Here is a 25,099-nt window from a genome sequence, read left to right on the forward strand (position 1 = left end):
CCGTGCATGAACTGGATATCGGCGAAGTGGTCAAGCGCAGTGGCGTGCCGGCCTCGACCCTGCGTTACTACGAACAGCTTGGGCTGCTGCAGGCAGTGGGCCGTCGCGGCCTGCGCCGGCAGTACGACGAGCAGGTGCTGGAGCGGCTGGCACTGATCGGCCTGGGCCAGGCAGCCGGGCTGTCGCTGCAGCAGATCGGCGCATCGCTGCCGCCGCAGCGCGGATGCCTTACGCTGGATCGTGAGGCCCTGCTGGCGCAGGCTGATGTGCTGCAGCAGCAGATCATCCAGCTGCAACGGGTACGCCGGCACCTGCAACGTGCGGCGGCCTGCCCGCAGGCAGAGGATGCCCGGAAGTGCGGATCGTTCCGGAAGCTGCTGCGGGCACAGCAGCGCATGGCGGGTGGGTGAGAGAAGCGTATCCACGCATGGCGTGAATCCACTGCAGCACGACCTCGGCAGATCCACGCCCTGCGTGGATGAATCAATCGCGGGTGCTGACTTCCCACGTGGCATGCAGCACCCCCGGCACGTGCTCCATCCGTGCCAGCACCAGATCCAGCTCGTCGGCACTGACCGCGGTACTGACCAGGACCGCGATCACGTCGGTAGGCGCGTCGGCATGCTCGACCACCTGCACATCGCCCACCGGATACTGCGCGGCCTCCAGCGCATCGACCAGTCGCTCGCGCACCCGCGGTACGGCTTCGGCATCCACGCTCAGGCGCACTTCGTAGGTGGCTTCGGTCGCCGCCTCGTTGATTGGGATGCGGTTGATCGCATTCACCAGCGGCCGCAGCAGCGTGTTGCCGGCGATGATCAGCACGGTCAGCAGCACGCCCTCGGCCAGCATGTCCGCGCCGGTGCAGCTGCCGACCGCCGCCGAGCACCACAGGGTGGCGGCGGTGTTCAGGCCGCGCACGTTCATGCCTTCCTTCATGATCACGCCGGCGCCGAGGAAGCCGACACCGGAGACCACGTAGGAGATCACCCGTACCGCCTCGGCGCTGCCGGCGATGCGCATGCCCAGGTCGACGAAGGCGGCGGCGCCCACTGCCACCAGCACGTTGGTGCGAAGGCCGGCGGTGCGTTGCCGGTACTGGCGCTCGGCGCCGATCAGCGTGCCCAGCACGAAGGCGGCCAGCAGGCTGACCACGGTGTCGGCGAAGGGACCGGCCTGGAAGGTCTCAATGAAGCGCATGGCCGGAGTCTACCCGGTCGAGGTGACAGTAGATCCACGCCATGCGCGGATTTCGAAAGTGTCAGAAACGAATTAATCCCCTCCGTCCCCTTTTTGCGGGGTCAGTCGGTGTCGTCGACGCGCTCGCCCATCAGTTCGCGCTGGCGCTTGTCCAGTTCCTCGGCGTAGCGCTTGCGGACGAAGGCTTCAGAGACCACGCCCAGGACCTGGCCGTCGGCGGCGACCACGGCCAGTTCATCGGCCTGGGTCTGGTCGAAGCGCTGCATCACGCTGACCACGTCCGCGGCCGGTGACAGTGACACGTCCCGGTTCTCGGCCAGCTCGCCGATCATGGTCTCCGGCTTCACGCCGTCGCCGTAGACGCGCGGAATCTGCACGATGCCTGCGTAATGGCCTTCGCTGTCGATCAGGATCACCCGGCTGCCCGAACCCAGCGGGAAGCGCTGGCGGAACGTGGCGGCATCGAGATCGGCCGGCGCGGTAGCCACGCCCTTGCGCATCAGCCGGCCGGCGTTGAGGTTCTGCACCCAGCCCACGTCGCGTGCGCTCTTGATGGTCTCGCCGCGCAGGTGCATGCGCCAGGTCGAGAACGAATAACCGAACCACTGCCGTACCAGCGTGCTGGAGACCAGCACCGCACTCATCACCACGCTGGTCAGCAGGAAGTCGTGGGTGCCTTCCAGCACCAGCATGGCCATGGTCATCGGTGCGCCGACCACGGCGGCGGCCAACGCTGCCATGCCAGCCAGCGCGGCGGACGTGGCATCGATCACCGGCACACCAGTGGCCATCGCCAGCAGGCCGGCGAACAGGGCGCCGACCAGGGTGCCCATGAACAACGAGGCGAAGAACAGGCCGCCGCGGAAACCAAACCCGAGCGAGATGCCCGAGGCCAGGCACTTCAGGGTCAGCAGGCCGCCGATCCAGATCAGCGGCAGGTGCGTGGTCAGGTCCAGGTGCAGTGCGCCATGGCCGGACGACAGCACCTGCGGGCTGGCCAGTGCCGGCGGGATCAGCAGCAGGCCGCCGACCACCGGCCGGCCCCACAGCGGCAACGGGCTGCGCTTGACCGTGCCTTCGATCGAGGCGATCAGCCGCATCACCGCGATGCCGACCATCGCGCAGCAGCAGCCAAGCAGGCCGTAGATGGCATAGTCGGCGGCGCGGACATCAATCGTCGAGGCAGCCGGCAGCAGGTAGGGCTCGATGCCGGCCTGGTCGGCCACGAATGCACCTGCCAGCGCGGCCACCGCCACCGGCGCCAGTGCGGCCGGGGTGTAGGCGCCGATGACGATCTCGAAGGCGTAGAACGCGCCGGCCAGTGGCGCCCCGAAGGCGGCCGCGATGGCACCGGCGGCACCGGCGCCGACCAGGATGCGCACGTCGTTGCGGCGCAGGCGCATCACCCGGCCCAGCTGCGAGCCGCTGCCCGCTCCCATCTGCGTATACGAAGCCTCCAGCCCGACCGAGGCGCCGCAGCCATTGGACAGCAGGGTCTGGGTCAGCACGATGAGGTTGTCGCGCATCGACATGCGCCCGCCATGCAGGGCATTGGCTTCGACCGCATCGAGCAGGGGCCGCTTGAGCCGGGTCGCGGCCAGGCTGACCAGGCCGACCAGCAGGCCACCCAGCGGCAGCACCAGCAGTGCGGTCCAGGTCAGCGCGGGCAGGGAGCTCAGGCGCATGCCGTCGTCCAGCCCGTACAGGGTGCCCTGCAGCCAGCGTGCGATGCCGGACTGCAGCAGGGTCAGGTAGCCGGCGATCAGGCCGACCAGCAGGGCAAGCGCGATGAACCACAGGTCGCTGCCGCGCAGGCGCAGGCGCAGGCCCTGGAAGGCCAGATGCAGGCGCGATGGCGAAACAGGCAGTGACATGGTGGCGGCATGATACGCCGCCACCGTGGTCGCCGCCGTCACTGCATCGGGCGGTTACCGCGTCAGAAGCGGTAGCGGCCCTGCACGTAGAAGGTGCGTGGCGCAGCCACCATGCGGCCGGCGTTGCCATCGACGTTGCGGGTGTACCAGCGCTTGTCGGTCAGGTTGTTCACGCCCAGCGCGATCTCGCTGTCGTCCAGCCCCGGCACCTGCCAGGCCACCTGCGCGTTCCACAGGCGCACGCCCGGCACGCGGCCCACGCGCGCGTCAGCGGTTTCTTCCCAGGTGTTGGCGGCATCGGAGAACTGGCCGCTCTGGTGGGTGCTGGAGACATTGAAGGTCCAGCCGGCCAGTGCGTAGCGGGCGCCGACGCTGTCGGTGTCGCGCGAGTAGAAGGGCACGTCCAGGCCGCGGTTGTCACCGGACTGCTGGATCGCCTGGGTCCAGGTGTAGTTGGCGTACAGCTCCAGCCCGGCCAGCTCACTGTCCTGGGCGAAGTGGTACTCCAGCGCGCTCTCCACGCCCTTGTGGTCGGTGGCACCAATGTTCTGGAAGGTCGGCGGGGTGATGCCCGGCACCTGCAGGATCTGGTTGTCGAAGCGCATCTTGAACACGGTCACTTCCGCGCGCAATGCACCGTCCTGCCAGCGCGCGCCCAGTTCGGCGGTCTTTGCCACTTCCGGTTTGAGCGGATTGCTGGCGGTCTGGGAATTCAGCTGGATGTTCTGCACCGGCCCGAACGAGGTGGTGTAGTTGCCGAACACAGTCAGCCGCGGCGTCAGCAGGTAGGCGATGTTGAGCGAGGGCAGGGCCTTGTCGTTGCGGCTGCTGAAGGTCGCCGTGCCACCGGCCTGGCGGCGGTCCATGTCGATCCATTCCATGCGCACGCCCGGGGTGATCCGCCACTGGCCGATCGCGATGCGGTCGTCGATGTAGAACGCATGGGCATCGGTCGCGTTGTCGAAACGGGTGGTGGCACTGGCCACGCCGGTGCGGCGGCTGACGGTGTAGCTGCGGTCGTTGCCCCGTTCGCGCAGGAAGCGGTAGCCGGCGGTGATGTCGTGCACCGTGCTGCCCCAATGCAGGCGCTGGGTGTAGCGCGGCTCGATGCCAAGCACGCGGTAATCGCGCGGCTGCACGGTCAACTGGGTATTGGCCGCGTTGATCAGCGAGCTGGCGCGGCTGCTTTCGTTGTAATAGGCCAGCACCTCGAATTCGCTGTTGGCCGACAGCGTGTTGGTGTAGCCCAGGTCGATGCCGGTGCGGTGGCCCTTCCAGAAATCGGTGGAGCGGGTGTTCTGGAACGGGTCGGCCTCGTACTGGGCGCGGGTCAGGCCGCCCGGCGTCAGCGAGCGCACATCGTAGTACGACAGCTTGGCACGCAGTTCCTGCTGCGCGTCGATGGGATAGGCGAACTTCAGCGCCAGGTCGTTGAAGCGGTCATCGCTGCCCTGGCGCCAGCCACGCCCGTCCTGGCCGGAGTACAGCAGGGCCGCGCCCAGGCCGTTGTCGCCGGTGCCGCCGAGGAAAGCGTTGTACTGGGCACTGTCGCCGCCGCCATGGTCATGGGCGGTGTAGCGCACGCCGGCCTCACCGTGCAGGCCGGGGCCGGTGGGAATGGCGCGGGTGCTGAAGTTGATGATGCCGCCCACGTTCTGCGGGCCGTAGCGCACCGCGCCGCCGCCGCGCACCACGTCGATCGATTCGATGTTGGACAGGCTGGTCGGCGCGAACGACAGCTGCGGCTGGCCATACGGCGCCACCGCCAGCGGCACGCCGTCCAGCAGTACGGTCGAGCGCGGCGAGTAGCGCCCGGTCAGGCCGCGCACGCCGATGTTCAGCGAGACCGAGCTGCCGGCCGTACCGGAGTTGTCGGTGACCTGCACGCCGGGGATGCGGCGCATGGCATCGCCGATGCTGGCCGCGCCGCTGGCCTCGATGCGCTGGCGGTCGACCACCGTGCGCGCGCCGGCGAAGCGCTTCACGCTGTCATGCAGGCCGGTACCCAGCCAGCTGCCAGAGACCTGGATGCTGTCGAGCGTGGTAGCGCCGTCCTGGGCGAAGACGCTGGCGGCCGGAAGCAGGCACAGGGTGAGGGCGGCGGCCAGGGGCAGGCGGGCCGGTTGCAGGGCGTGGATGGGCATCGGTGCAGGCTGTGGAAGGTCGTAAATGAGAATTATTGCTGATTCCATTCGCCAATGGAATGCGCGTCGGGTTCATGCCGTTGCCCCGGTGGTAGAGTGGGCGATTGCTTCCTGACTCGCCGAGATCCGCCATGTCCCAAGCCGCCTTCTACCCCGTCGGAACCCCTGGCCAGCCGTGGGGAGCGGCGGAACGGGAGCTGTGGCGTGGTCGCCAGCAGCGCCTGCGTCGCTATGACCAGGAGGTGCTGCCGCGCATCGAAGCGCTGGCCTCGCGTTTCGACAAGGTGGCCTATGGCCAGCTCGACTACGCTGGCGAGACCTATACGTTATTCGCCCTGCGCAGCCGCGACTGGAACCCGGCGCTGCCCGCCGCGCTGGTTACCGGTGGCGTGCACGGCTATGAGACCAGTGGCGTGATGGGCGCGCTGGAGTTCCTCGAGAAGCACGCCGCCGACTATGCCGGCAAGGCCAACCTGCTGGTGGCGCCGTGCGTGAATCCGTGGGGCTTCGAGCGCATCAACCGCTGGAACTTCGATGCGATCGACCCGAACCGCAACTTCCGCGCCGATGGCCCGGCCCGCGAGTCGACCGCGCTGATCGAGCTGGTTGCACCGATCAAGGGCCAGTTCGTGCTGCACATCGACCTGCACGAGACCACCGACAGTGATGAAAGCGAGTTCCGCCCGGCGCTGGCCGCGCGTGACGGCAAGCCGTTCGAGCCGGGCCTGATTCCGGATGGCTTCTACCTGGTGGATGACAGCGAGGCCCCGCAGCCGGCCTTCCAGCAGGCGGTCATTGCCGCCGTGGAGAAGGTCACCCATATCGCCCCCGCCGACGACAAAGGCGAGATCATCGGTTCGCCGGTGATCGCCCACGGCGTGATCGAGTATCCGCTGGTGAAGCTGGGCCTGTGCGCCGGCATTACCGGCGCGAAGTACACCACCACCACCGAGGTCTACCCGGACAGCCCGCGGGCCACCCCGCAGCAGTGCAACGACGCACAGGTGGCAGCGGTGTGCGCGGCACTGGATTACGCGCTCGCCCATCGCTGACAGATAAAAAGGGGACGGAGGGGATTAAGTCGTTTGTGCCCCAGTACCGCCGGGGCACAAACGACTTAATCCCCTCCGTCCCCTTTTTCACCCCAACGCGTCGGCCCACCACAGTGCGGCTGGGCCTGGCGGCGTGTCGCGTCGCCACAGCAGGTCGCTGTGGATGCGCCGCGGCCAGCCCGGCAGCACCAGTTCCACCAGCCGCCCACGGTCATAGCGCTGCACCAGCGCCCGCGGCAGTTCGGCCCAGCCGATGCCGTCCTCGGCCATCTCCATCACCATCAGGTAATCGGTGGCGGTCCACGCGAGGCCGGTGACCAAGCGGGTCTGATCGACTTCCGCGCTCAGGCGCACCTGCCGATGCCGTGCCAGTTGTGCGGCGGCGCGACGCCCGGCGCTGGCCAGCGGGTGTCCGCGCGCCACGTACACCGACAGTTCGCTGTGGTGCGCCAGCGGCCGCGCCACCAGCCCATCGGGATAGCGCTCCTGCCTGGGCAGCAGGCCCAGCCCGGCGCGACCACTGCCGACCAGCTCCAGCACGTCCTCGCCTTCGGCATCCAGCCACTCCAGCTCGATCTCCGGGAACGCTTCGGCGAAGCGCTGCAGGATCCGCTGCTCCGGATCCAGCTGGTAGACATCGGAAAACACCACGGTCAGGCGCGGCTCGACCGGCGCGGACAGGCGCACGCTCAACTGCTGCAGGCGCGCATCGGCGGCCAGGATCTCCTGTGCGTGGCCCAGCACCTGGCGCCCGGCCTCGGTCAGCCGCGGGTAGCGCCCGCGGCGGTCGAACAGGCTCACGCCGAGGTCGGCTTCCAGGTGGGCAATGGCGGTGCTGACCGTCGACTGGGTCTTGCCCAGCCGCCGTGCCGCGGCCGAGAACGAGCCCAGCGCGGCGGCTTCCACGAAGGCCTGTAGGGATTCAGGGGAATAGGGCATTGATCCATCGCTCCTGTCGATGGAATCCATTTTGATACCACCGTAAAAGGCGATGATACTAACCCCCGTCGCCCCTGTCTGCGAGGGGCGTTCCGGACCCTCCACGCGCGGCGTGGATCCATTGATGAGGCGGCGCGGTCCCCGTCCTGCAAGGAGTTTCACATGTCCCGTACTGTTCCCGCCCGTGGCGCGCTGGTCGCCTGGGCCTGCCTGACCGTGGCGATCGTCGCCGAAGTGGTCGGCACCTCGTTCATGGCCCACGCCGCCCGCGATGGCGGCTGGACCGGTTATCTGATCATGGCCGGTGCGCTGGCGCTGTCCTACTTCTTCCTGGCGCAGTCGGTGCGTCGCATCGCGGTGGGCGTGGCCTACGCGGTGTGGGAAGGCCTGGGCCTGACCCTGCTGACCGTGGTCGGCCTCACCGTGTTCGGCGAGAGCCTGTCACTGCAGCAGCTGGCCGGCCTGGTGCTGGCGGTGGTGGGCATCGTCTGCGTCACCCTCGGGGAGGCACACTGATGAATACCCTGGCTCTGTTTTTCGTGATCTGTTCGGCGCTGATCGATGTCGCCGCGAACATGATGGTGGCCAAGTCGGAAGGCTTCCGCCGCTGGCGCTGGGGTGTCGCTGCGATCGTCATGGTCTGGATCGCCTTCGCCCTGCTGGGCCAGGCGGTGCGTTACATGGACCTGGCCACCGCCTATGCGATGTGGGGTGCGATCGGCGTGATCGGAACCGCCACCTGCGGACGCCTGTTGTTCGGCAACCGCCTGCGTCCGATCGGTTGGATCGGCATCGGTCTGGTCACTGCGGCGGTGCTGCTGCTCAGCACCGCCAAGTAGCAACGGGTCTTTTCGCGGGCGTGGCGGCACCGGTGCGGGCGATTTGCGAAGTCGCCCGCGCTCGCCGACACTGCGGCTTTCCACAAGGAGTGCCCGCATGTTCAGCCACATCACCGTTGGAACGAACGACATGGACGTCGCGCATCGCTTCTACGATGCCCTGTTCGCCGCGATGGGGGCACGTCCGGGTGTGTTCGACGAAAAGGGTCGGCTGCTGTACTTCAAGGATGGGCGGATGTTCGGCGTGACCGCGCCGATCGATGGGCAGCCAGCGTGCCATGCCAACGGCGGCACCATCGGTTTCAGTCTGGGCAGTGCAGAGGCCGTGCGTGCCTGGCAGGAAGCTGGCGTGGCTCACGGTGGTACCGCAATCGAAGATCCGCCCGGCGTCCGCAACATGTCCGGTCGGCAGGTGTTTCTGGCCTATCTGCGTGACCCGGATGGCAACAAGCTGTGTGCGGTGCATGTAATGTCGTGATCGGACAGGATGCGCGTGGCCGCGCCGCGGCCCGCGCGGGCAAGGTTGCGCTCCGGCGCGCGCGTGATAACACGGAATGGTGGGCCGGGCCTGTGACCACAGGCCGCAACTTCATGCTCTGTCCACTGCGGTTCAGCCAGAATCGGTCGGCTAACCCTTTGATCTACCGGAGAACGCCGCCCCATGGATGTACTGGAGCCGCAACAATCCCCGGTGCGCACCCTTCGGCCTGTGTTCGCCTTTGCGGCGATCGTTGTCGTGGCGTTCGCGCTGTTCGTCAGCCTGTTTCCGCTCGGTGCGGGCCGCCTGCTGGTCAAGGCGCAGGACTGGGCCGCACTCAATGTCGGCTGGTACTACCTGCTGGCGATGACCCTGTACCTGGTGTTCGTGGTCGGTGTGGCGCTGTCCAAGTATGGTGGCATCAAGCTCGGCGCCGACCATGATGAGCCGGAGTTCAGCTATCTTTCCTGGGCCGGCATGCTGTTCGCCGCCGGCATCAGCATCACCCTGTTCTTCTTCTGCGTCTCCGAACCGCTGACCCACTACCTGCAGCCGCCGCAGGGCGAACCGGCGGCGGGCGAGGCCGGGGCGCGCCAGGCCATGCAGCTGCTCTTCCTGCACTGGGGCCTGCATGGCTGGGGCGTGTTCGCACTCGCAGCGATGGCGATGGCCTACTTCGCCTATCGCCACAACCTGCCGCTGGCGCTGCGCTCGGCGCTGTATCCGCTGATCGGCAAGCGCATCAACGGGCCGATCGGCTACACCGTGGACGCGCTGGGCATTGTCGCCACCGTATTCGGCATCGGTGCCGACATGGGCTTCGGCGTGCTGCACCTCAACGCGGGCCTGTCGCACCTGTTCAACATCCCGCACTCCAACCTGGTGCAGATCATCCTGGTGGTCAGCATGATGGGCGCGGCGGTGGCCGTCGCGGTTTCAGGCGTGGAGAAGGGCGTGCGCTGGATGGCCAACATCAACATGCTGCTGGCGATCGCGCTGGTGCTGTTCATGCTGTGCGCCGGCCCCACCCAGTACCTGCTGAGTACGCTGATGCAGAACCTGGGCGACTACCTGGGCAGCGTGGTCGGCAAGAGTTTCGATGTGTACGCCTATGGCGGCCGGCCGGAATGGCTGGGCGGTTGGACGGTGTTCTACTGGGCCTGGTGGATCGGCTGGGCGCCGTTCGTCGGCCTGTTCATCGCGCGCATCTCGCGTGGCCGCACCATCCGCGAATTCGTGTTCGGCGTGCTGCTGATCCCGCTGGGCTTCACCCTGGCCTGGCTGTCGATCTTCGGCAACAGCGCGCTGGACCAGGTGCTGCACCACGGCCAGCAGCAGCTGGCGCAGCTGGCGGTGGATGACCCACCGACCGTGCTGTATGCACTGTTGGATGGCTACCCGTGGAGCCGCACGGTGATCGCGGTGACCGTGCTGGTCAGCTTCATCTTCTTCGTAACGTCGGCTGATTCGGGGGCGGTGGTGTTGTCCACGCTGTCCTCGCACGGCGGCGCGCCGGAGGATGATGGTCCGCGCTGGCTGCGCGTGTTCTGGGGCACGGTGATCGCGGTGCTGACCGCCGGGCTGCTGCTGGCCGGCAGCATCGATGCACTGAAATCGGCGGTGGTATTGGCCTCGCTGCCGTTCTCGGCGGTGCTGCTGCTGATGATGTGGGGCCTGACCCGCGCCTTCAGTGACGAATCGCACCGCAAGCGCGCGCTGCAGTACCGGCCCTCGCCGCTGATCGGTGACGATCGCCACCATCAGGGCTGGCGCCAGCGCCTGAGCCAGGCCATGCACTTCCCGGTGCGCGACCAGGTCTACCGCTTCATGGATGACACGGTGAAGCCGGCGATGGAAGCGGTGGCCGAACAGCTGCGCGGGCAGGGCTGGGACGTGGCCACGCGCTTCGAGGCCGGCGACATGGAGCTGACGGTGAACCATGGCGAGCAGCAGGATTTCCTGTACCGGGTGATCCTGAGTGGCTACCTGACCCCGTCGTTCGCCGCGCAGCAGCTGCGCAACCAGCGCTACTACCGCGCGGAAGTGCATCTGTTCGAAGGCAGCCAGGACTACGACCTGGTCGGCTACAGCCGCAAGCAGATCATCAACGACATCATCAGCCAGTACGAACGGCACCTGCAGTTCCTGCACCTGAGCCGGTGATGCGGTGGGTGCGGACCGTTGGTCCGCACACCCCAGCAGAGCCGAGCCCATGCTCGGCTTCCTGTTGCCGAAGAGCAGCCGAGCACGGGCTCGGCTCTACAGGTGGCGCATCAGAACCGGTAGCGCGCGCCCAGCGAAACGAACTGCCCGCGCAGGTTGTACTGGCTGATGTCGAAACCGTTGGAGCCGCCGGCCGGGTCGAACGGCGGGTCCTTGTCGGTCAGGTTCAGCACCGACAGCGACAGCGTGGTGTTGGGAATGCCTTCGTAGGCCACGTACAGATCCAGCTGCTGATACGGCTTGACGCGGTCGCGCAGGCCCGGATTGCTGGTGGCCGTCGCCACGCGCTGGTCGTAGCCGCTCACGTACTGCAGGCTCAACGTGCTGCTCCAGTCGCCCACCGCCCAGTTCAGCGACGTGGTGCCGCGGGTGCGCGGCAGGGCGCCGTGGCGGTTGTTGCCGGCCCCGTCATAGGGCGCCTGGCCGGCCACCAGCGGCTGCTTGAAGCTCAGCAGGTGGGTCCAGCTGCCGGCCACGGTGAAGGTGCCCCAGCCCTCGGTGCGGAAGGTGCGGTTGGCGTCCAGGTCCAGCCCGGAGGTGGTCAGTTCGCCCTGGTTGGCGTACTGGTTGGTGATGAACTGGATGCGCCCCTGCGCATCACGCTGTACACGGCCGGGGAACAGCGTCGGGTTGTCGACGATGAACTGCGCGCTGTCCGGCTTGACCAGGTTGTCCTGCTCGATGCGGTACCAGTCCAGGCCGATGCTGGTATCGCCATCCGGTGACCACACCGCGCCCACGTTGAAGTTGCGCGAGCGTTCGGCCTTCAGGTCCGGGTTGCCGGTGCGGATGTTGGTCACGCCACGGCTGCCACCGGGCTGCAGCGGATCCAGCGGATCGATCACCGAGCCGTAGCTGACGGTCTGGCCTGGCGCGATTTCCGGCAGCGAGGGGGCGCGGAAGCCGCGCGAGAACGAACCGCGCAGCAGCAGGCTGTCCAACGGCTGCCAGCGCAGCGCCAGCTTCGGCGAGAACGCCTTGCCGAAATCATCGTAGTGGTCGCCGCGACCAGCCACCTGCAGCTCAAGCGTGCGGTGCAGCGGCACGCTCAATTCGGCGTAGGCGGCGCTGACCTGGCGCTCGCCGTTGACCACGTTGATGGCCGGGCGCAGTTCGGTGCCCGACAGCACCTGTGCACTGGTGCGCGCATCCAGTGACTCCTTGCGGAACTCGGCACCCCAGGCGAAGCCGACCGCACCGGCCGGGAGGTCCCACAGCGAGGTCGAGGCCTTGACGTTCAACGCGTGCAGCTTGTACCAGCCTGGCCGCTTGGTCTGCAGGCGCAGTGCATCCAACGCGCCCGGCGTGCTGGACGGATTGAGGAAGTTGTAGCTGCCATCGCGCAGGATCTGTTCGAACGCGTAGCGGTTGACGAAATTGTCGACGTACTCGCGCTGCGCGCTCTGCGAGGTCAGCGCCGCCGCTTCCCAGTCCCAGCGCTCGCCACTGCCACGCACGCCGGCCAGGGCACGGTAGAACACCTGGGTGTTGTCCTTCAGGCGCGGGCCGAGGTCGAAGAAGGTGTACTCGAACGGAAGCGGCGTGCTGCCCGGGTTGTTCGGGTGGCCCACCGGCAGCACCGCCGGCACGTCGATAAGCGTGCCGGTGGCCGGGTTGTAGGCACGCAGGCCAGGGCCCACGGTGAGCGGCGCGCTGAAGATCTGGTCGGCCTTGTTGTGGCTGTACAGCACATCGGCGAAGGCTTCGACGCTGTCGTTGAAGCGGTAGGTCGCGCTCAACGACGCCTGCAGGCGCTCGGCGCCGGGCTGCAGGGTCTTGAACGGCTGCGCGTTGAAGGCGCAGGCCTGGCCGGGCAGGGTGCTGCCGAAATCGCTGTAGGGGCGCAGCTGGCTGCCCTCGGGGCAACTGGCGAACGGTTGCGGCGCGCGCGGGTTGGACAGCCAGTTGCCACCGGCAGTGGACCAGCCGGCCAGGCGGCCGCCGGGCCTGTCGCGGAAATCGCCGCTGCGGGTAAAGGCGCGCTGGTCTGCATCGAGCCGATCGCGCTTGAGCAGGTCCAGCCCGAACAGCACGTTCCAGCCCTGCTGTTCGAGGTCACCGAAGCCGGCCAGCAGGTTGGCCTTGCGTTCGTCCAGGCCGCCCTGGGTGGCGGCACCGAAGCCGCCGCCGACTTCCACGCCCTGGAAGTTCTTTCGCAGGATGATGTTGATGACGCCGGCGATGGCATCGGAACCGTACACCGCCGAGGCGCCATCCTTCAGCACTTCGATGCGTTCCACCGCGCTGATCGGCAGCGCGTTGAGGTCGACGAAGGTGTCCTGCGTGTTGAGCGCGAAGCCGAAGTTGGACACGCGATAGCCGTTGACCAGCACCAGCGTGTTCTTCGGCGACAGGCCGCGCAGGCCGATCGATGCAGAACCGGCGGCGAAGCTGCCGGTGTACTGCTCGTCGAAACTGTTGCCGGCATTGGCCGACAGGTTGCGCAGCACGTCGGTGAGGGTGGAGCGACCGGTCTGCTCGATCTGTTCGCGGCTGACGATCTGCACCGGGTTCGGCCCGGCGGTGTCGCTGCGCTTGATGTTGGAGCCGGTCACCAGCACGGTGCCCAGGGTGGTGCTGTCCTTGCCGGCATCGGCGGTTTCAGCGGCGCCGGCAGCGCCGGCGGTGAGGCCCAGCGCGATCGCGCCGGCAAGCAGGTTCAGGGTGGTGCGGTACATGGAAGCGACAACGCCGAACGGGGGAGGAGCCGTCAGTACCGCATGCAGGCAAGTACGCCTTCCAATGACGAAAGCGCATTCAGTTATACATCACAGGTTCTTAACGAACCGACTCGATGGGTGCGGACCGTTGGTCCGCACTCCTCCTGGGGGTCAGATCCCTTTCCAGCGGAAAGGGATCTGACCCCGGTTGTCCTACCCTCAAGGCCGCAGCAGCACCTTGCCATTGCGGCCAGAACCGGCGCCTGCCTTCGCCGCCTGGGCGATGTCGTCCAGTGCGAAGATCTTCTCCACCGGCAGGGTCAGTTCGCCGCTGGCCGCACGCTTCAGCAGCTCGCCGACCAGCCGGCGCTTGTCCTCCACCGCCATCGCCTGGCTCACTTTGCTGCCCCAGAAGCCCTTCACCGTGGCCTCCCTGTAGATCAGGCCACCGGCGGGAATGCGCATCGGCTCGCCGCTCATCACCCCGAACGACACCAGGGTGCCGTGGTGGCCAAGCAGGTCGACCAGGTCACCGCTGGCGTCGCCGCCGATGGAATCCACCGCGGCCGCGGCCTGTGCTTCGCCGGTCGCTTCACGCACGCGATCCTTCCAACCCTCCACCGAGGTGTCGAACACATGATCGATGCCCAGCGCCTGCAACTGCGCGACCGCATCGGCATTGCGCACCAGGTTGGCCACATGCACGCCACGCGCCCGCGCCAGCATCGCCAGCGACTTGCCCACCGCGCCGTTGGCGGTGTTCTGAACGATCCACTGGCCTGCTTCGACGTGCAGGAATTCCAGCAGCATCAGCGCGCTCAGCGGCATGGCGATCAGCTGCGCGGCCATTTCGTCGGGGATCGCCTCGGGCATCGGAATCACCATGCGTGCCGGTGCAATGAACGCTTCGGCCCAGGTGCCATGCACCGAGGCGGCGGCCACCCGCTGGCCGATCTGCAGGCCGTCGACGCCTTCGCCGAGTGCATCGACCACGCCCAATGCTTCACTGCCACCGATCGCCGGCAGTGTCGGCTTGTAGCCGTAGAGGCCGCGCACGGTCAGCAGGTCGTGATTGTGGATCGAGGCCAGCACGGTGCGGATGCGCACCTCGCCGGGGCCGGGCTCGAGGAGGGTGGCATCGGCAATGGCGAGGACGTCGGCCGGGTTGCCGAAGGAAGGGTACTGGGCAGCGCGCATGGGCGGTGTTCCGCGGAAAGTTGATGTTGTACCGAACTGGGGACGCAGGCGCTGTCGACAAGGCGCCGCAGGTGCAACACGGCATCCTGCGACTGATCGTCGCGGCATGTCGTGATTGCCGCATCTTGTGTTGACGGTTCCGATTATCCCCACTATGTTGTGGTCGTCACTCCCGGTCAGCCGCCGCCGCCGGACACGCAGCAAACGTCCCGCGGCCCGCCCCTGAAGGCTTGCCGTGTCGACGCGGCCGCCATCGTGCGGACCCAGATCGCCCCCACGGCCCGGATACCGGCCGCAGGCGCAGGCTGTTGCCGACGATCTGGTGTTCCCGCGCTTTGGCATCCCACCCCGACCGCCCCGTGCGCCGGTATCGCGTGCAGGGCCGCCATGGCATCGACCGCCAACGCGCGTGCGAGCCTGGAGCTTCACCACCATGACCGACAGTACCTTCCGCGTGGCCGAACTGGCCGGCGCTGGCGACGCCTTGCGCGCCGGTGGCGAGCGCGTGCCGACCTGGGTCACCAAGGAGGCCGGCAACCGCCGCCTGCCATTCGACGCCGAGCGCCTGCAGCGCAGCATCGATGCGGTGCACGCCGAGTTCCCGCAGCTGGATGTGAGCGACTACCGCCGCGTGGTGCAGGCAATGGTCGAGCGCAAGCCCAGCATCAGCGCCGATGACCTTGTCGATCTGCTGATCCGCGAGGCCGAATCGCGCGTGGACCTCGTCGCGCCGGAGTGGGAGCAGTTTGCCGCGCGCATCTACCTGCGCCGCCTGTACAAGCGTGCCAGCCGCAACCGCTTCTACGATGTCGGCCTGAAGTACGGCTCCTACGTGGGCCTGCAGGAAAGCCTGGCTGACCGCGGCATCTACAGCAACGACATCCTGCGCTGCTACTCGAAGGAAGAACTGCAGCAGGCCGGCGGGATGATCGACCCGGAACGCGACCGCCTGTTCGCCTACAACGGCCTGTACCTGCTGGCCACGCGCTATCTGGCCAGCGACCGCAGCCGCGAGGTCTATGAGCTGCCGCAGGAGCGTTGGCTGACCATCGCGCTGTACCTCATGCAGGAAGAAAAGCCGCGCGAGCGGCGCATGCAGCTGGTCGGCGAGGCGTACTGGGCGCTGTCCAACCTGTACATGACGGTGGCCACGCCGACCCTGGCCAACGCCGGCAAGGTCGGGGGGCAACTGTCCAGCTGCTTCATCGACACGGTGGACGACAGCCTGCAGGGCATCTATGACTCCAATACCGACATCGCCCGCGTGTCCAAGCACGGCGGCGGCGTGGGTGCCTATCTGGGCTATGTGCGCAGCAGCGGCGCGCCGATACGGGGCGTGCCCAATTCCTCCGGCGGCGTAGTGCCGTGGATCAAGCAGCTCAACAACACCGCAGTTTCGGTCGACCAGCTTGGCCAGCGCAAGGGCGCGGTGGCGGTGTACCTGGACATCTGGCACCGCGACATCGAAGCCTTCATGGACCTGCGCCTCAACAACGGCGACCAGCGCCTGCGCGCGCATGATGTGTTCACCTCGGTGTGCGTGCCGGACCTGTTCATGGAAGCAGTCGAACGCCGTGCCGACTGGTACCTGTTCGACCCGCACGAGGTGAAGCAGGCCAAGGGCTGGCACCTGCAGGACTTCTACGACGAGAAGCGCGGCGCGGGCAGCTTCCGCGACCGCTACGCCGAACTGGTGGCCGACGAGCGCATCAGCCGGCGCACGGTGAAGGCGATCGATCTGTTCAAGCGGATCATGCTCAGCCAGCTGGAGACGGGCAACCCGTTCCTGTTCTACCGCGACGAGGTCAACCGCCGTAACCCGAACAAGCACGCCGGCATGATCTATTCCAGCAACCTGTGCACCGAGATCCTGCAGAACATGAGCCCGACGCGGATGATCCAGGAGATCGTCAGCGGCGACCAGATCGTCACCACACGCCGCGCCGGCGACTTCGTGGTCTGCAACCTGTCTTCGATCAACCTCGGCCGCGCGATCCGTGCGCCGGATGACCTGCTGGCCACCGATGTGCTGGAGCGCCTGATCCCGATCCAGGTGCGCATGCTGGACAACGTGATCGACCTCAACGCACTGCCGGTGCCGCAGGCCACGATCACCAACCGCAAGTACCGCGCCATCGGACTGGGCACGTTCGGTTGGCACCACCTGCTGGCGCAGCAGGCGATCCAGTGGGATTCACCGGATGCCGAACAACTGGCCGACCGCCTGTATGAGCGCATCAATTTCCTGACCATCCAGGCCAGCGCGCAACTGGCGAAGGAAAAGGGCAGCTATCCGATGTTCACCGGCAGCGATTGGCACAACGGGCGTTACTTCCGTGACCGCGACTACACTGGCGCCGCATGGGACAGCCTGGCGCGCGAGGTCGCCACGCACGGCCTGCGCAACGGCTGGCTGCTGGCGGTGGCGCCGAACATGAGCACCGCGCAGATCGCCGGTTCCACCGCATCGATCGACCCGATCTACAGCGCGTTCTACTACGAGGAAAAAAAGGACTTCCGGCGGCCGGTGGCAGCGCCGGGGTTGTCGCTGGAAACCTGGACGTACTACGAGAAGGGGGCGTACAAGGTCGACCAGTTCGCCAGCGTGCGCCAGAACGCGCGTCGCCAGCGCCATGTTGATCAGTCGATCAGCTTCAACCTGTACGTGCCCAGCACGATCCGCGCCAGCACCCTGCTGGAGCTGCACCTGAGCGCCTGGCGTGAAGGCCTGAAGACCACGTACTACGTGCGCTCCAACGACATCGACATCAGCGAATGCGAGTGGTGCGCCAGCTGACCGCTGCGGCCCCTGTAGAGCCGAACCCACGCTCGGCTCCGACGCGAAGAGCAGCCGAGCATGGGCTCGGCTCTACATCTGCAACGCACGTAATACGAAGGTAGACGACCATGGCAACACCCCTCGACCGCATCAAGATCCTCGAACCGCGCCATCCCAACCGCAGCACCGGCATCATCAACGGCCGCACCAGCGGGATCCTGAACTGGAATGACATCCCGTACCCGTCGTTCTATCGGGCCTACAAGGAGCTGTCGACCAACTTCTGGATCCCCGACGAGGTCGACATGAAGGCCGATGCGCGCCAGTACGGCGAGCTGTCCGGGCGCGAAAAGAACGCCTACGACTCGATCATCGGCCTGCTGGCCACGCTCGACTCACCGCAGACGCGCTTCATCTACAACGTGGCCGAGTACATCACCGACCCGGCCGCGCATGCCAATGCCGCGATCATCGGCCAGCAGGAAGTGATCCACAACGAGAGTTACAGCTATGTGCTGGCCTCGATCACCGACCTGCCGAACCAGAACCGCGTATTTGAACTGGCGCGCACCCATCCGACCATCATCAAGCGCAACGCGCCGATCATGGGCGCGTATGACGACTTCATGCGCGAGAAGACCGCCGAGACCCTGTTGAAGTCGCTGATCCAGTCCTCGATCCTGGAGGGCATCAACTTCTATTCCGGATTTGCGTACTTCTACAACATGGTGCGGCAGAACCGCATGACCGGCACCGGCAAGATCATCAGTTTCATCAACCGCGACGAACTGGCCCATACCAAGTTCATCAGCGAGCTGATCCGCGCCATCATCGGCGAGAACCCGGAGCTGCAGACCAACGAACTGACCGCCTATGTGCACCAGGCGTTCGAGCACGCCATCGAACTGGAAACCCAGTGGTCATCGGAAGTACTGGACGGCATCGATGGCATCGATGTGGAGGAAATGACGCGCTACGTGAAGTACCGCGCCAACAAGATGGCCGGCATGCTCGGCATCGAGCGCCTGTACAGCGACACCACCGACAACGTGATGCCGTGGATCAAGGCCTACGCTGACAACTTCACCGAGACCAAGACCGACTTCTTCGAGATGCGCAATGCAAGTTACAAGAAGACCAACGTCGACAACGGCTTCGACGACCTCTGAGTCCGGCACGGCGCTGAGCATCCTGCTGGTGGTGGCCTCACTGAGCGGCAACACCCGCGAGCTTGGCCGGCAGATTGCCGAGCGTTGCCGCGCTGCAGGCCATGCCGTGCACTGGCAGGAGGCCGACGACCCGCAGCAGGCGCCGTCCCTGGCGGCCGACGAGGCCGACCTGGTGCTGCTGGGCTGCTGGACCGACAACGCCGGCCGCACGCCTTCGGAGATGAAGGCATGGGTGGCTGGCATCGCCGAGCGCGGCGAGCGGCCGCGGCAGCTGGCGGTGTTCGGTACCGGCGAGACACAGTGGGGGCAGGAGTACTACTGCGGTGCTGTGCACCGGCTGATCCGCTACTTCCACAGCGACTATCCGCCGCTGGAGATCGAACAGATGCCGCATGGCGAGCGCCATGCCGCGGCCATCGAGGCTTGGACCGATGCGGTCCTGGCCCATTACTGGAGCAACAGCGATGCAGATCATCGACGCCACCACGCCTGAGCAGTTCCAGCAGCTGCTGGCCGAACACCCGCGCGTACTGGTGGACTTCCACAAGGACCAGTGCCCGGGGTGCCGGATGCTGGAGATGTCGCTGCACCGGGTGGCCAACAGCGTCGCGGGGCAGGGCACCACGCTGCTGCGCGTGCAGCTGGAGGTGCTGGGCGAGGCGTTCTTCAGGGAACTGGGGCTGCGGCAGACGCCGACGCTCTCGCTGTTCCGTGACGGGGACGAACGTACCCGCCTGGCAGGGTTCCAGTCGCCGCAGCAGATCGAGGCCGCGATTGCGTTGCATCTGTAGCATGGAGATGGCGGGGTCGGAGCCCTTGCCTGCGGCAGGGAGTCCGACCCCAGGGATGCGGTTTACGCCCCGGCGAAGGTGTCCACCAGCAGCTTCACGTTCAACACCACGATGACCAGCGCGATCACCCAGGCGATCGCGCCCAGCCAGCGCGGTGCGACCAGCGCGCCCATCGTCACCTTGTCGGTCACGATCCGTACCAGCGGGATGATCGCGAACGGCAACTGCATCGACAGCACCACCTGGCTCAGCACCAGCAGCTTCACCGCGCCCTGGTCGCCGAACAGCAGGATCACCACCACCACCGGGATGATGGCCAGCGCACGCGTGATCAGCCGACGCAGCCACGGCGGCATTCGCAGGTGCAGGAAGCCTTCCATCACGATCTGGCCGGCCAGCGTGGCGGTCACCGTCGAATTCAGGCCCGAGGCCAGCAGGGCCACCGCGAACAACGTCGCCGCCGCGCCCACACCCAGCATCGGTGCCAGCAGCTGGTGCGCCTGCTCGATGTCTTCCACATCAAATCGGCCATTGGCATGGAACACCGCCGCCGCCAGGATCAGGATGCTGGCGTTGATGAACAGCGCCAGGGTCAGCGCGAGGGTGCTGTCGGTCACCGCCCAGCGCAGCGCACTGCGGCGGCCTTCATCGGTACGTGGGTAGGCGCGGGTCTGCACGATGGACGAATGCAGGTACAGGTTGTGCGGCATCACGGTGGCACCAATGATGCCGATCGCGATGTACAGCGCGTGCGGATCGGTCACCACCTGCGCGCGCGGAATGAAGCCGCCCAGCACCGCCATCACCGGCGGCGCAGCCATCGCGATCTGCACCACGAAGCAGGCGAAGATCACCATCAGCAGCGCGATCACGAACGCTTCCAGCGCACGGAAGCCGCGGTTCATCAGCAGCAGCACCAGCAGCGTGTCCAGCGCGGTGATCACCGCACCCCACAGCAGTGGCAGATCGAACAGCAGTTTCAGTGCGATGGCGGTGCCGATCACCTCGGCCAGGTCGCAGGCGATGATCGCCGCCTCGCACAGCGCCCACAGCGCCAGGTTCACCGGCTTGGGGTAACGCGCGCGGCAGGCCTGCGCCAGGTCCATGCCGGTGGCGATGCCGAGCCGCGCCGACAGCGCCTGCAGGATCACCGCCATCAGGTTGGAGACGAGGATGACCGACAGCAGCAGGTAGCCGAAGCGCGAACCGCCGGCGAGGTCAGTGGCCCAGTTGCCAGGGTCCATGTAGCCGACCGAGATCATGTAGCCCGGGCCGAGGAAGGCCAGCAGGCGGAACCACCAATGGCCCTTGTCGGGCACCGCGACCGAGGCGTTGAGCGCACCCAGGCTGGCCGGAGTGGAGGCCGAAGGGTCGCGGGGCGCCAGGGTGTTCATGGGTCCGAATATAGCTCCTGCTATAGTCATTAGCAATGTGAAACAATCGTCTTTATCGTGTGACTGGTCCAGAATTCAGGTTCAACACCGGATTGCACCGGAAGGACAGGCGCAGGCGTGGGCAAGACCGACGATTCGACATCGCTGAAAAGCACCCCCTTGATCGAGGCCGAGCGCCAGGTCGAGAGCTTCCGGCAAGTGCGCGAGGCGCACCGGATGGAGCTGGTGGAGGACTATGTCGAGCTGATTTCGGACCTGCTGGCCGACGGCGGCGAGGCCCGCCAGGTCGACATTGCCACCCGACTGGGCGTGGCCCAGCCCACCGTGGCGAAGATGCTGCGGCGCCTGGCCCGTGATGGCTGGGTGGTACAGCGGCCGTACCGTGGCGTGTTCCTGACCCCGGAAGGCGAAGCGCTGGCCCACGCCAGCCGCCAGCGCCACCAGACCGTGGAGCGTTTCCTGCTGGCGCTGGGCGTGGACGCGGATACCGCGCGGCGCGATGCCGAGGGCATCGAGCACCATGTGAGCGAGCAGACGCTGGCATTGTTCGAAGCCTTCGTGCGCAAGGCCGAGGGCGAGGCGCCGTAGCGGTAGCGCCGGGCCATGGCCTCCGGCCGTTCGCGCGATCCCGGTTTTTGTAGAGCCGAGCCATGCTCGGCTGCCGTTCGCACGCTGATCGAATGCGTCGAGCGTGGCTCGACTCTACAGATCGGGCGGGCAGCGCGCCTGCTGCTGCGCACACGCCCGTTTCATCCATTCCTTCAACACCGGCTGCAGGCCTTCATAGCGCCGGCCTTGCCAGCCGTTGGCCAGCACCGTGCCGTCGGCATCGATCAGTACCAGGTTCGGCGGTGCCAGCCCGGCCAATGCCTGCAGCGCCGGCATGCGCGCGGCGCGGCGCGGGTCCAGCACCGGCCACGGCATGTCCTGCGCGTGCATGTAGCGGCGCAGCGCGCTCTCGCTCTCATCCAGGCTGACGTACACCACTTCGGTATCGGCGCCGGCTTCGCGCAATGCGTCGCGCACGCTGCGCAGCGTGGGGACGAACGCATGGCACGGTGCGCACCAGTCGGCACCGAAGTACAGCGCGACCAGCTTCGGCGGCGGCGACCACTGCATCGGCCGCAGCGAGCGCTGCTCCGGCCGCATCAACGAGGCCGAGACCTGCGCGTGCAGGTCCGCAGCCACCGTCGGTGTGGCCGGCAGCACGGCACAGGCCAGCACCAACGCTCGCAGCGCTTCAGAACGCATAGCGCAGGTTGACATACCACGAGCGCGCGAAGCGCGGCCCGTAGACATAGTCGCTGTCACGCAGTGCGCCCACTTCCAGATCCTTCTGGCGCTGATCGAACACGTTCTTGACGCCCGCGGCCACCGACACTTCCTGCTGCGCCTGTGCGCCCAGGTGACGGTGCCAACGCGCCCCGAGATCGGTGACCAGGAACGAACGCGTGCGGTGCAGTTCGCCCAACCGGTTGTTCAGCACCGACATCGGCCCGGTATGGCGCAGCGCGACGAAGGTCTCCCACGGTTCGGCCGGCATCCAGCTGAGCTGGGCCAGGCCGGTCCAGCGCGGAGTCTTCAGGTAGTCGCGGCTTTCGATCACGGTGTCGCCACCGTCGCCGCTGTCGTCGAAGATGCGCTGCGGCTCGCGGAAGCGCGAGCGGTACCACGAGGCGCCGGCGGTCAGGCGCCACTGCGGCGACGGCTGCCAGCCGAGGTTGGTTTCCGCACCCAGCACGTCCGAGCCGGAGGCGTTGTAACGCAGCTGGCTCAGCTGGCCGTCATCGCTGCGCTGGATCTCGCCCAGCGCGAAGGTATCGCGGATGCGTGCATAGGAGGCGGTAGCATCCCAGCTCCACACCGGATTGGCCGGGTCCGAGCGCCAGTCGAAGCCGAACAGGGTGGTCAACGCGCGCTCCTCCTTCAGGCCATCGGTATTGCGCACGCGCACCTGCTCGCCACCGAGCGTATCGACGTGCACATCCTCAACGAAGATCTCCGGAGCACGGAAGCCGGTGGCGATGCCCGCCCGCCATTTCAGGTTTGGCGTGGCCTGCCAGGCCAGCGCGATGCGCGGCGAGAACACCGCGCTGTCCAGTTCCGAGCTCTTGTCCACGCGTGCACCCAGCACCAGGTCGACGTTGTCGCGCAGGCTCCATTCGTCCTGGATGAACGCGCCCAGGTTGTGGAAGGTCGCATCCTCCAGCACCGCAAGACGCTGCCCGTCACCGGTGCGGTTGTCGTCGCGCAGCGCCTCGTGCTTGTACTGCACGCCGAAGGCCAGCGCATGCGCGCCCAGCCGCCAGTTCAACTGGCTGTCGATGTAGTGCAGCGGGTTGTGGGTGCGGCCGTACTGGCGCCACGAACGCGAGGCCGCGCTGCCGGCCACGTTGCGGTCCAGCTGCGACGGGTCATAGCCGGGTGCGGACCGATCGGTGACTACGTCGCCGAGACCGCCGTAGAAGCTGTCGCGGTCGATGTCGGCGAAGGCGTAGGCCAGGCGGAAATCGACGTCGGCAGTGATCTCCTGGTCCCACGACACACTGCCGCGCCGGTATTTCGTATCCAGCGATTCGGCGATGTTGGCCAGGTATTCGGGCTGGTCCAGGCGGTTGCCGCCGCGGCGGGTTTCATCGGTCACCTGCAGGTCCAGGCGCAGCCGCGTGCCCGGCGTGGGCGCGTACCACGCCTGCAGCCCGCCGACCTTGAGGTTTTTGCGGGTGATCTCGGTGTAGCCGTCACCGTTGTAGTCGATGCCGTTGTTCCAGTTGCGCTGGGCAATCACCGACAGGCCGGCGTCTGCTTCCCTGGCCACCAGGTCCAGCCGCACGTCGGCGTTCTTCTGCGGCGTACCTTTCAGGACATCCACGCCGGCCTGGACATGGCCGCCACTGCGTGCCGGCAGCGGCGGAATCAGGTTGATCACACCGGCAACCGCACCCGGGCCGTACAGCGCCGAGCCACCGCCCTTGACCACTTCGATGCGGTCGACGAACCCGGCCGGGATCTGTTCCAGGCCGTACACGCTGCCCAGCGTGGACAGCAGCGGGATGCCATCGAACAGCAGCTGGTTGTAGGCACCGGGCAGGCCCAGCAGCTGTACTCCGCTGGTGTTGCAGTTCTGGCAGTTGCTCTCCACGCGCAGGCCGTTGATCAGCTCGGCGGCGCGCGAGAAGTCGGTGGCCGCGCGCAGCGCGATGTCTTCCTTGCGCAGCACTTCGGTGCGGATCGGCACGTCCGACAGCAGGCGCTCGCTGCGCGTGGCGGTGCTCACCTTGACCTGCACACGGTCCAGTTCGGTCGGTTTCGGAGTGGCGGCCAGTGCAGCCAGCGGCAGGGTCAGGGCAATGGCGGCGGCCAGGGGCAGCCGATCGAAGAGGGGCGTGGCAACGGGCATGAGGGCGTCGTCCTTGGGGAAAGAAAGGCGGCGAGGGCGACCTGGCTGACGCATATGAAAGCAGTGGCTTATCAATATAGCAAGTGCTATATAATGACGCCGCAGTCATTCCGAGCGGAACGCCGATCGAGCCAGATCATGGCGGTGTTATAACATTACATTTGGCGGCCACAACCCTGCCTGTGGTCATGCACGGAGGTTGGTGTCGCTGTGTGGTTGGGGTCAGAGCCCTTTCCCCTGGAAGGGATCCGACCCCGGGGGCGATCGTCAGCCGCGGCGGAACGCGGCGGGCGTGCGGGCGCCGACGATGATCATGCGGATCATCGTGGAGATCTCTTCGATCAGCTCCGGGTCCTTCTCCGGCGGCAGGTCCATGGCGGTGGCACCCATCGCGAACACCAGCCGGGTGATGGCCTTGGCCACCAGTTCCGGGGCATGCAGCACGGCGCCGTCCAGCGCGGCCAGGCGCACCAGGTCGTGCTGCAGCTCTTCCTCGAAATAGTGCAGCTCACGTTCGACCGCGTGCTTGAAGTCGTCCGAACCCACCGCGCCTTCGCGCAGCAGTACGTGCAGCAGCTTGTCGTCGGCGCGCAGCTGTTCCATGAAGGTCTCCACCGAAACCCGCACCACGCTGGTGGCGGTGGAGGTGGCGCGCTGGCGGGCCTCGCCGATGATTGTCCGCAGCGAACGGCCGGCGGCGTCGATCAGCGCCACGGCCAGTTCGTCCATGTCGCGGAACTGCCGGTAGAAGCTGTTCGGCGCGATGCCGGCCTCACGTGCCACTTCGCGCAGGCTGAGCGTGGACAGGCTGCGGTGCGGCCCGATCAGTTTCAGGGCGGCGGCCAGCAGGTCCTCGCGGCTCACCGTACGGCGGGCCGGGCTGTTGGCATCTTCAGGCGTCGACAAGGCGGTGGCGGCGGCCATGGGGGTTCCGGTGGGGCGAGGCTGAATCATACCCAA

At 66.9% G+C, this 25,099-nt stretch carries 21 protein-coding genes; 11 read left to right on the top strand and 10 right to left on the bottom strand.

The annotated features are described in order from the left end of the window. The first annotated feature begins 2 nt into the window (after positions 1-2). The gene (locus AC5P53_RS13315) at positions 3-410 is read left to right on the top strand and encodes a MerR family transcriptional regulator (protein ID WP_241886975.1); all 408 of its coding nucleotides are present in this window, start codon (positions 3-5) and stop codon (positions 408-410) included. A 73-nt stretch (positions 411-483) separates the two neighbouring features. Here the strand turns inward: AC5P53_RS13315 and AC5P53_RS13320 are convergent, their stop codons facing one another. The 3 genes from AC5P53_RS13320 to AC5P53_RS13330 form a co-directional block, all read right to left on the bottom strand. After that, positions 484-1,200 carry an MgtC/SapB family protein gene (locus AC5P53_RS13320; RefSeq protein ID WP_014647448.1) on the bottom strand — a complete coding sequence of 239 codons (717 nt, stop codon included), beginning with the start codon at positions 1,198-1,200 and terminating at the stop codon, positions 484-486. 101 nt (positions 1,201-1,301) lie between these two features. Beyond that, positions 1,302-3,074: a chloride channel protein gene (locus tag AC5P53_RS13325; protein ID WP_495227416.1), complete on the bottom strand. Its 1,773-nt coding sequence runs from the start codon at positions 3,072-3,074 to the stop codon at positions 1,302-1,304. A 62-nt stretch (positions 3,075-3,136) separates the two neighbouring features. Beyond that, complete coding sequence (locus AC5P53_RS13330; protein WP_241886973.1) at positions 3,137-5,218, bottom strand: TonB-dependent siderophore receptor; 2,082 nt, start codon at positions 5,216-5,218, stop codon at positions 3,137-3,139. Between the two features lie 131 nt (positions 5,219-5,349). On the opposite strand from AC5P53_RS13330, the gene AC5P53_RS13335 reads away from it, so the two are divergent. Further along, the gene (locus tag AC5P53_RS13335; protein ID WP_046431082.1) at positions 5,350-6,270 is read left to right on the top strand and encodes a M14 family metallopeptidase; all 921 of its coding nucleotides are present in this window, start codon (positions 5,350-5,352) and stop codon (positions 6,268-6,270) included. Positions 6,271-6,357: 87 nt separating this feature from the next. Here AC5P53_RS13335 and AC5P53_RS13340 read toward each other — a convergent pair whose 3' ends face one another. Further along, positions 6,358-7,209: a LysR family transcriptional regulator gene (locus AC5P53_RS13340; RefSeq protein WP_134808994.1), complete on the bottom strand. Its 852-nt coding sequence runs from the start codon at positions 7,207-7,209 to the stop codon at positions 6,358-6,360. Positions 7,210-7,371: 162 nt separating this feature from the next. Between AC5P53_RS13340 and AC5P53_RS13345 the strand changes: the two genes are divergently transcribed. The 4 genes from AC5P53_RS13345 (at position 7,372) to betT (ending at position 10,689) form a co-directional block, all read left to right on the top strand. After that, positions 7,372-7,725 carry an SMR family transporter gene (locus AC5P53_RS13345; RefSeq protein WP_010485170.1) on the top strand — a complete coding sequence of 118 codons (354 nt, stop codon included), beginning with the start codon at positions 7,372-7,374 and terminating at the stop codon, positions 7,723-7,725. Continuing rightward, positions 7,725-8,048 carry a DMT family transporter gene (locus AC5P53_RS13350; protein ID WP_014647443.1) on the top strand — a complete coding sequence of 108 codons (324 nt, stop codon included), beginning with the start codon at positions 7,725-7,727 and terminating at the stop codon, positions 8,046-8,048. Before AC5P53_RS13345 ends, AC5P53_RS13350 begins: the two co-directional genes overlap by 1 nt. A gap of 97 nt (positions 8,049-8,145) precedes the next feature. Then, positions 8,146-8,526 carry a VOC family protein gene (locus AC5P53_RS13355; RefSeq protein WP_046431075.1) on the top strand — a complete coding sequence of 127 codons (381 nt, stop codon included), beginning with the start codon at positions 8,146-8,148 and terminating at the stop codon, positions 8,524-8,526. Between the two features lie 183 nt (positions 8,527-8,709). Continuing rightward, entirely contained in the window at positions 8,710-10,689 is a 1,980-nt protein-coding gene (gene betT, locus AC5P53_RS13360; protein ID WP_049407437.1) for a choline BCCT transporter BetT, read from the top strand. 110 nt (positions 10,690-10,799) lie between these two features. Here betT and AC5P53_RS13365 read toward each other — a convergent pair whose 3' ends face one another. Together AC5P53_RS13365 and AC5P53_RS13370 are read right to left on the bottom strand one after the other, a co-directional pair. Further along, positions 10,800-13,427, bottom strand: coding sequence for a TonB-dependent receptor (locus AC5P53_RS13365; RefSeq protein ID WP_241886971.1), 2,628 nt, complete (start codon positions 13,425-13,427; stop codon positions 10,800-10,802). Positions 13,428-13,628: 201 nt separating this feature from the next. Beyond that, on the bottom strand, positions 13,629-14,606 hold the full coding sequence (locus AC5P53_RS13370) for a zinc-binding dehydrogenase (protein WP_495227417.1): 978 nt from the start codon (positions 14,604-14,606) through the stop codon (positions 13,629-13,631). Positions 14,607-15,039: 433 nt separating this feature from the next. Between AC5P53_RS13370 and AC5P53_RS13375 the strand changes: the two genes are divergently transcribed. The 4 genes from AC5P53_RS13375 to AC5P53_RS13390 all read left to right on the top strand — a co-directional run bounded on the left by AC5P53_RS13375 (position 15,040) and on the right by AC5P53_RS13390 (position 19,345). Further along, on the top strand, positions 15,040-17,403 hold the full coding sequence (locus AC5P53_RS13375; RefSeq protein WP_241886967.1) for a ribonucleoside-diphosphate reductase subunit alpha: 2,364 nt from the start codon (positions 15,040-15,042) through the stop codon (positions 17,401-17,403). A gap of 110 nt (positions 17,404-17,513) precedes the next feature. After that, positions 17,514-18,554, top strand: coding sequence for a ribonucleotide-diphosphate reductase subunit beta (locus AC5P53_RS13380; RefSeq protein WP_008267116.1), 1,041 nt, complete (start codon positions 17,514-17,516; stop codon positions 18,552-18,554). A 25-nt stretch (positions 18,555-18,579) separates the two neighbouring features. Beyond that, the gene (locus AC5P53_RS13385; RefSeq protein ID WP_080355772.1) at positions 18,580-19,047 is read left to right on the top strand and encodes a flavodoxin; all 468 of its coding nucleotides are present in this window, start codon (positions 18,580-18,582) and stop codon (positions 19,045-19,047) included. After that, positions 19,019-19,345: a thioredoxin family protein gene (locus AC5P53_RS13390; RefSeq protein ID WP_005409967.1), complete on the top strand. Its 327-nt coding sequence runs from the start codon at positions 19,019-19,021 to the stop codon at positions 19,343-19,345. Before AC5P53_RS13385 ends, AC5P53_RS13390 begins: the two co-directional genes overlap by 29 nt. A 62-nt stretch (positions 19,346-19,407) precedes the next feature. On the opposite strand, the gene AC5P53_RS13395 is transcribed toward AC5P53_RS13390, so the two are convergent. Further along, on the bottom strand, positions 19,408-20,739 hold the full coding sequence (locus tag AC5P53_RS13395; RefSeq protein WP_049440868.1) for an Nramp family divalent metal transporter: 1,332 nt from the start codon (positions 20,737-20,739) through the stop codon (positions 19,408-19,410). Positions 20,740-20,856: 117 nt separating this feature from the next. Here AC5P53_RS13395 and mntR point away from each other — a divergent pair, with 117 nt between their 5' ends. Further along, positions 20,857-21,327, top strand: a complete 471-nt coding sequence (gene mntR / locus AC5P53_RS13400; protein WP_014647435.1) for a manganese-binding transcriptional regulator MntR — start codon at positions 20,857-20,859, stop codon at positions 21,325-21,327. 114 nt (positions 21,328-21,441) lie between these two features. Here the strand turns inward: mntR and AC5P53_RS13405 are convergent, their stop codons facing one another. The 3 genes from AC5P53_RS13405 to fabR all read right to left on the bottom strand — a co-directional run bounded on the left by AC5P53_RS13405 (position 21,442) and on the right by fabR (position 25,063). Next, positions 21,442-21,990: a thioredoxin-like domain-containing protein gene (locus AC5P53_RS13405; protein ID WP_241886965.1), complete on the bottom strand. Its 549-nt coding sequence runs from the start codon at positions 21,988-21,990 to the stop codon at positions 21,442-21,444. Then, positions 21,980-24,139, bottom strand: coding sequence for a TonB-dependent receptor plug domain-containing protein (locus AC5P53_RS13410; RefSeq protein WP_495227418.1), 2,160 nt, complete (start codon positions 24,137-24,139; stop codon positions 21,980-21,982). The genes AC5P53_RS13405 and AC5P53_RS13410 overlap by 11 nt, the downstream gene beginning before the upstream one ends. Before the next feature lie 267 nt (positions 24,140-24,406). Then, entirely contained in the window at positions 24,407-25,063 is a 657-nt protein-coding gene (gene fabR, locus AC5P53_RS13415) for an HTH-type transcriptional repressor FabR (RefSeq protein ID WP_014647432.1), read from the bottom strand. Positions 25,064-25,099 lie beyond the last annotated feature (36 nt).

The sequence above is a fragment of the Stenotrophomonas sp. YJH_SMC_82 genome, from assembly GCF_059368875.1.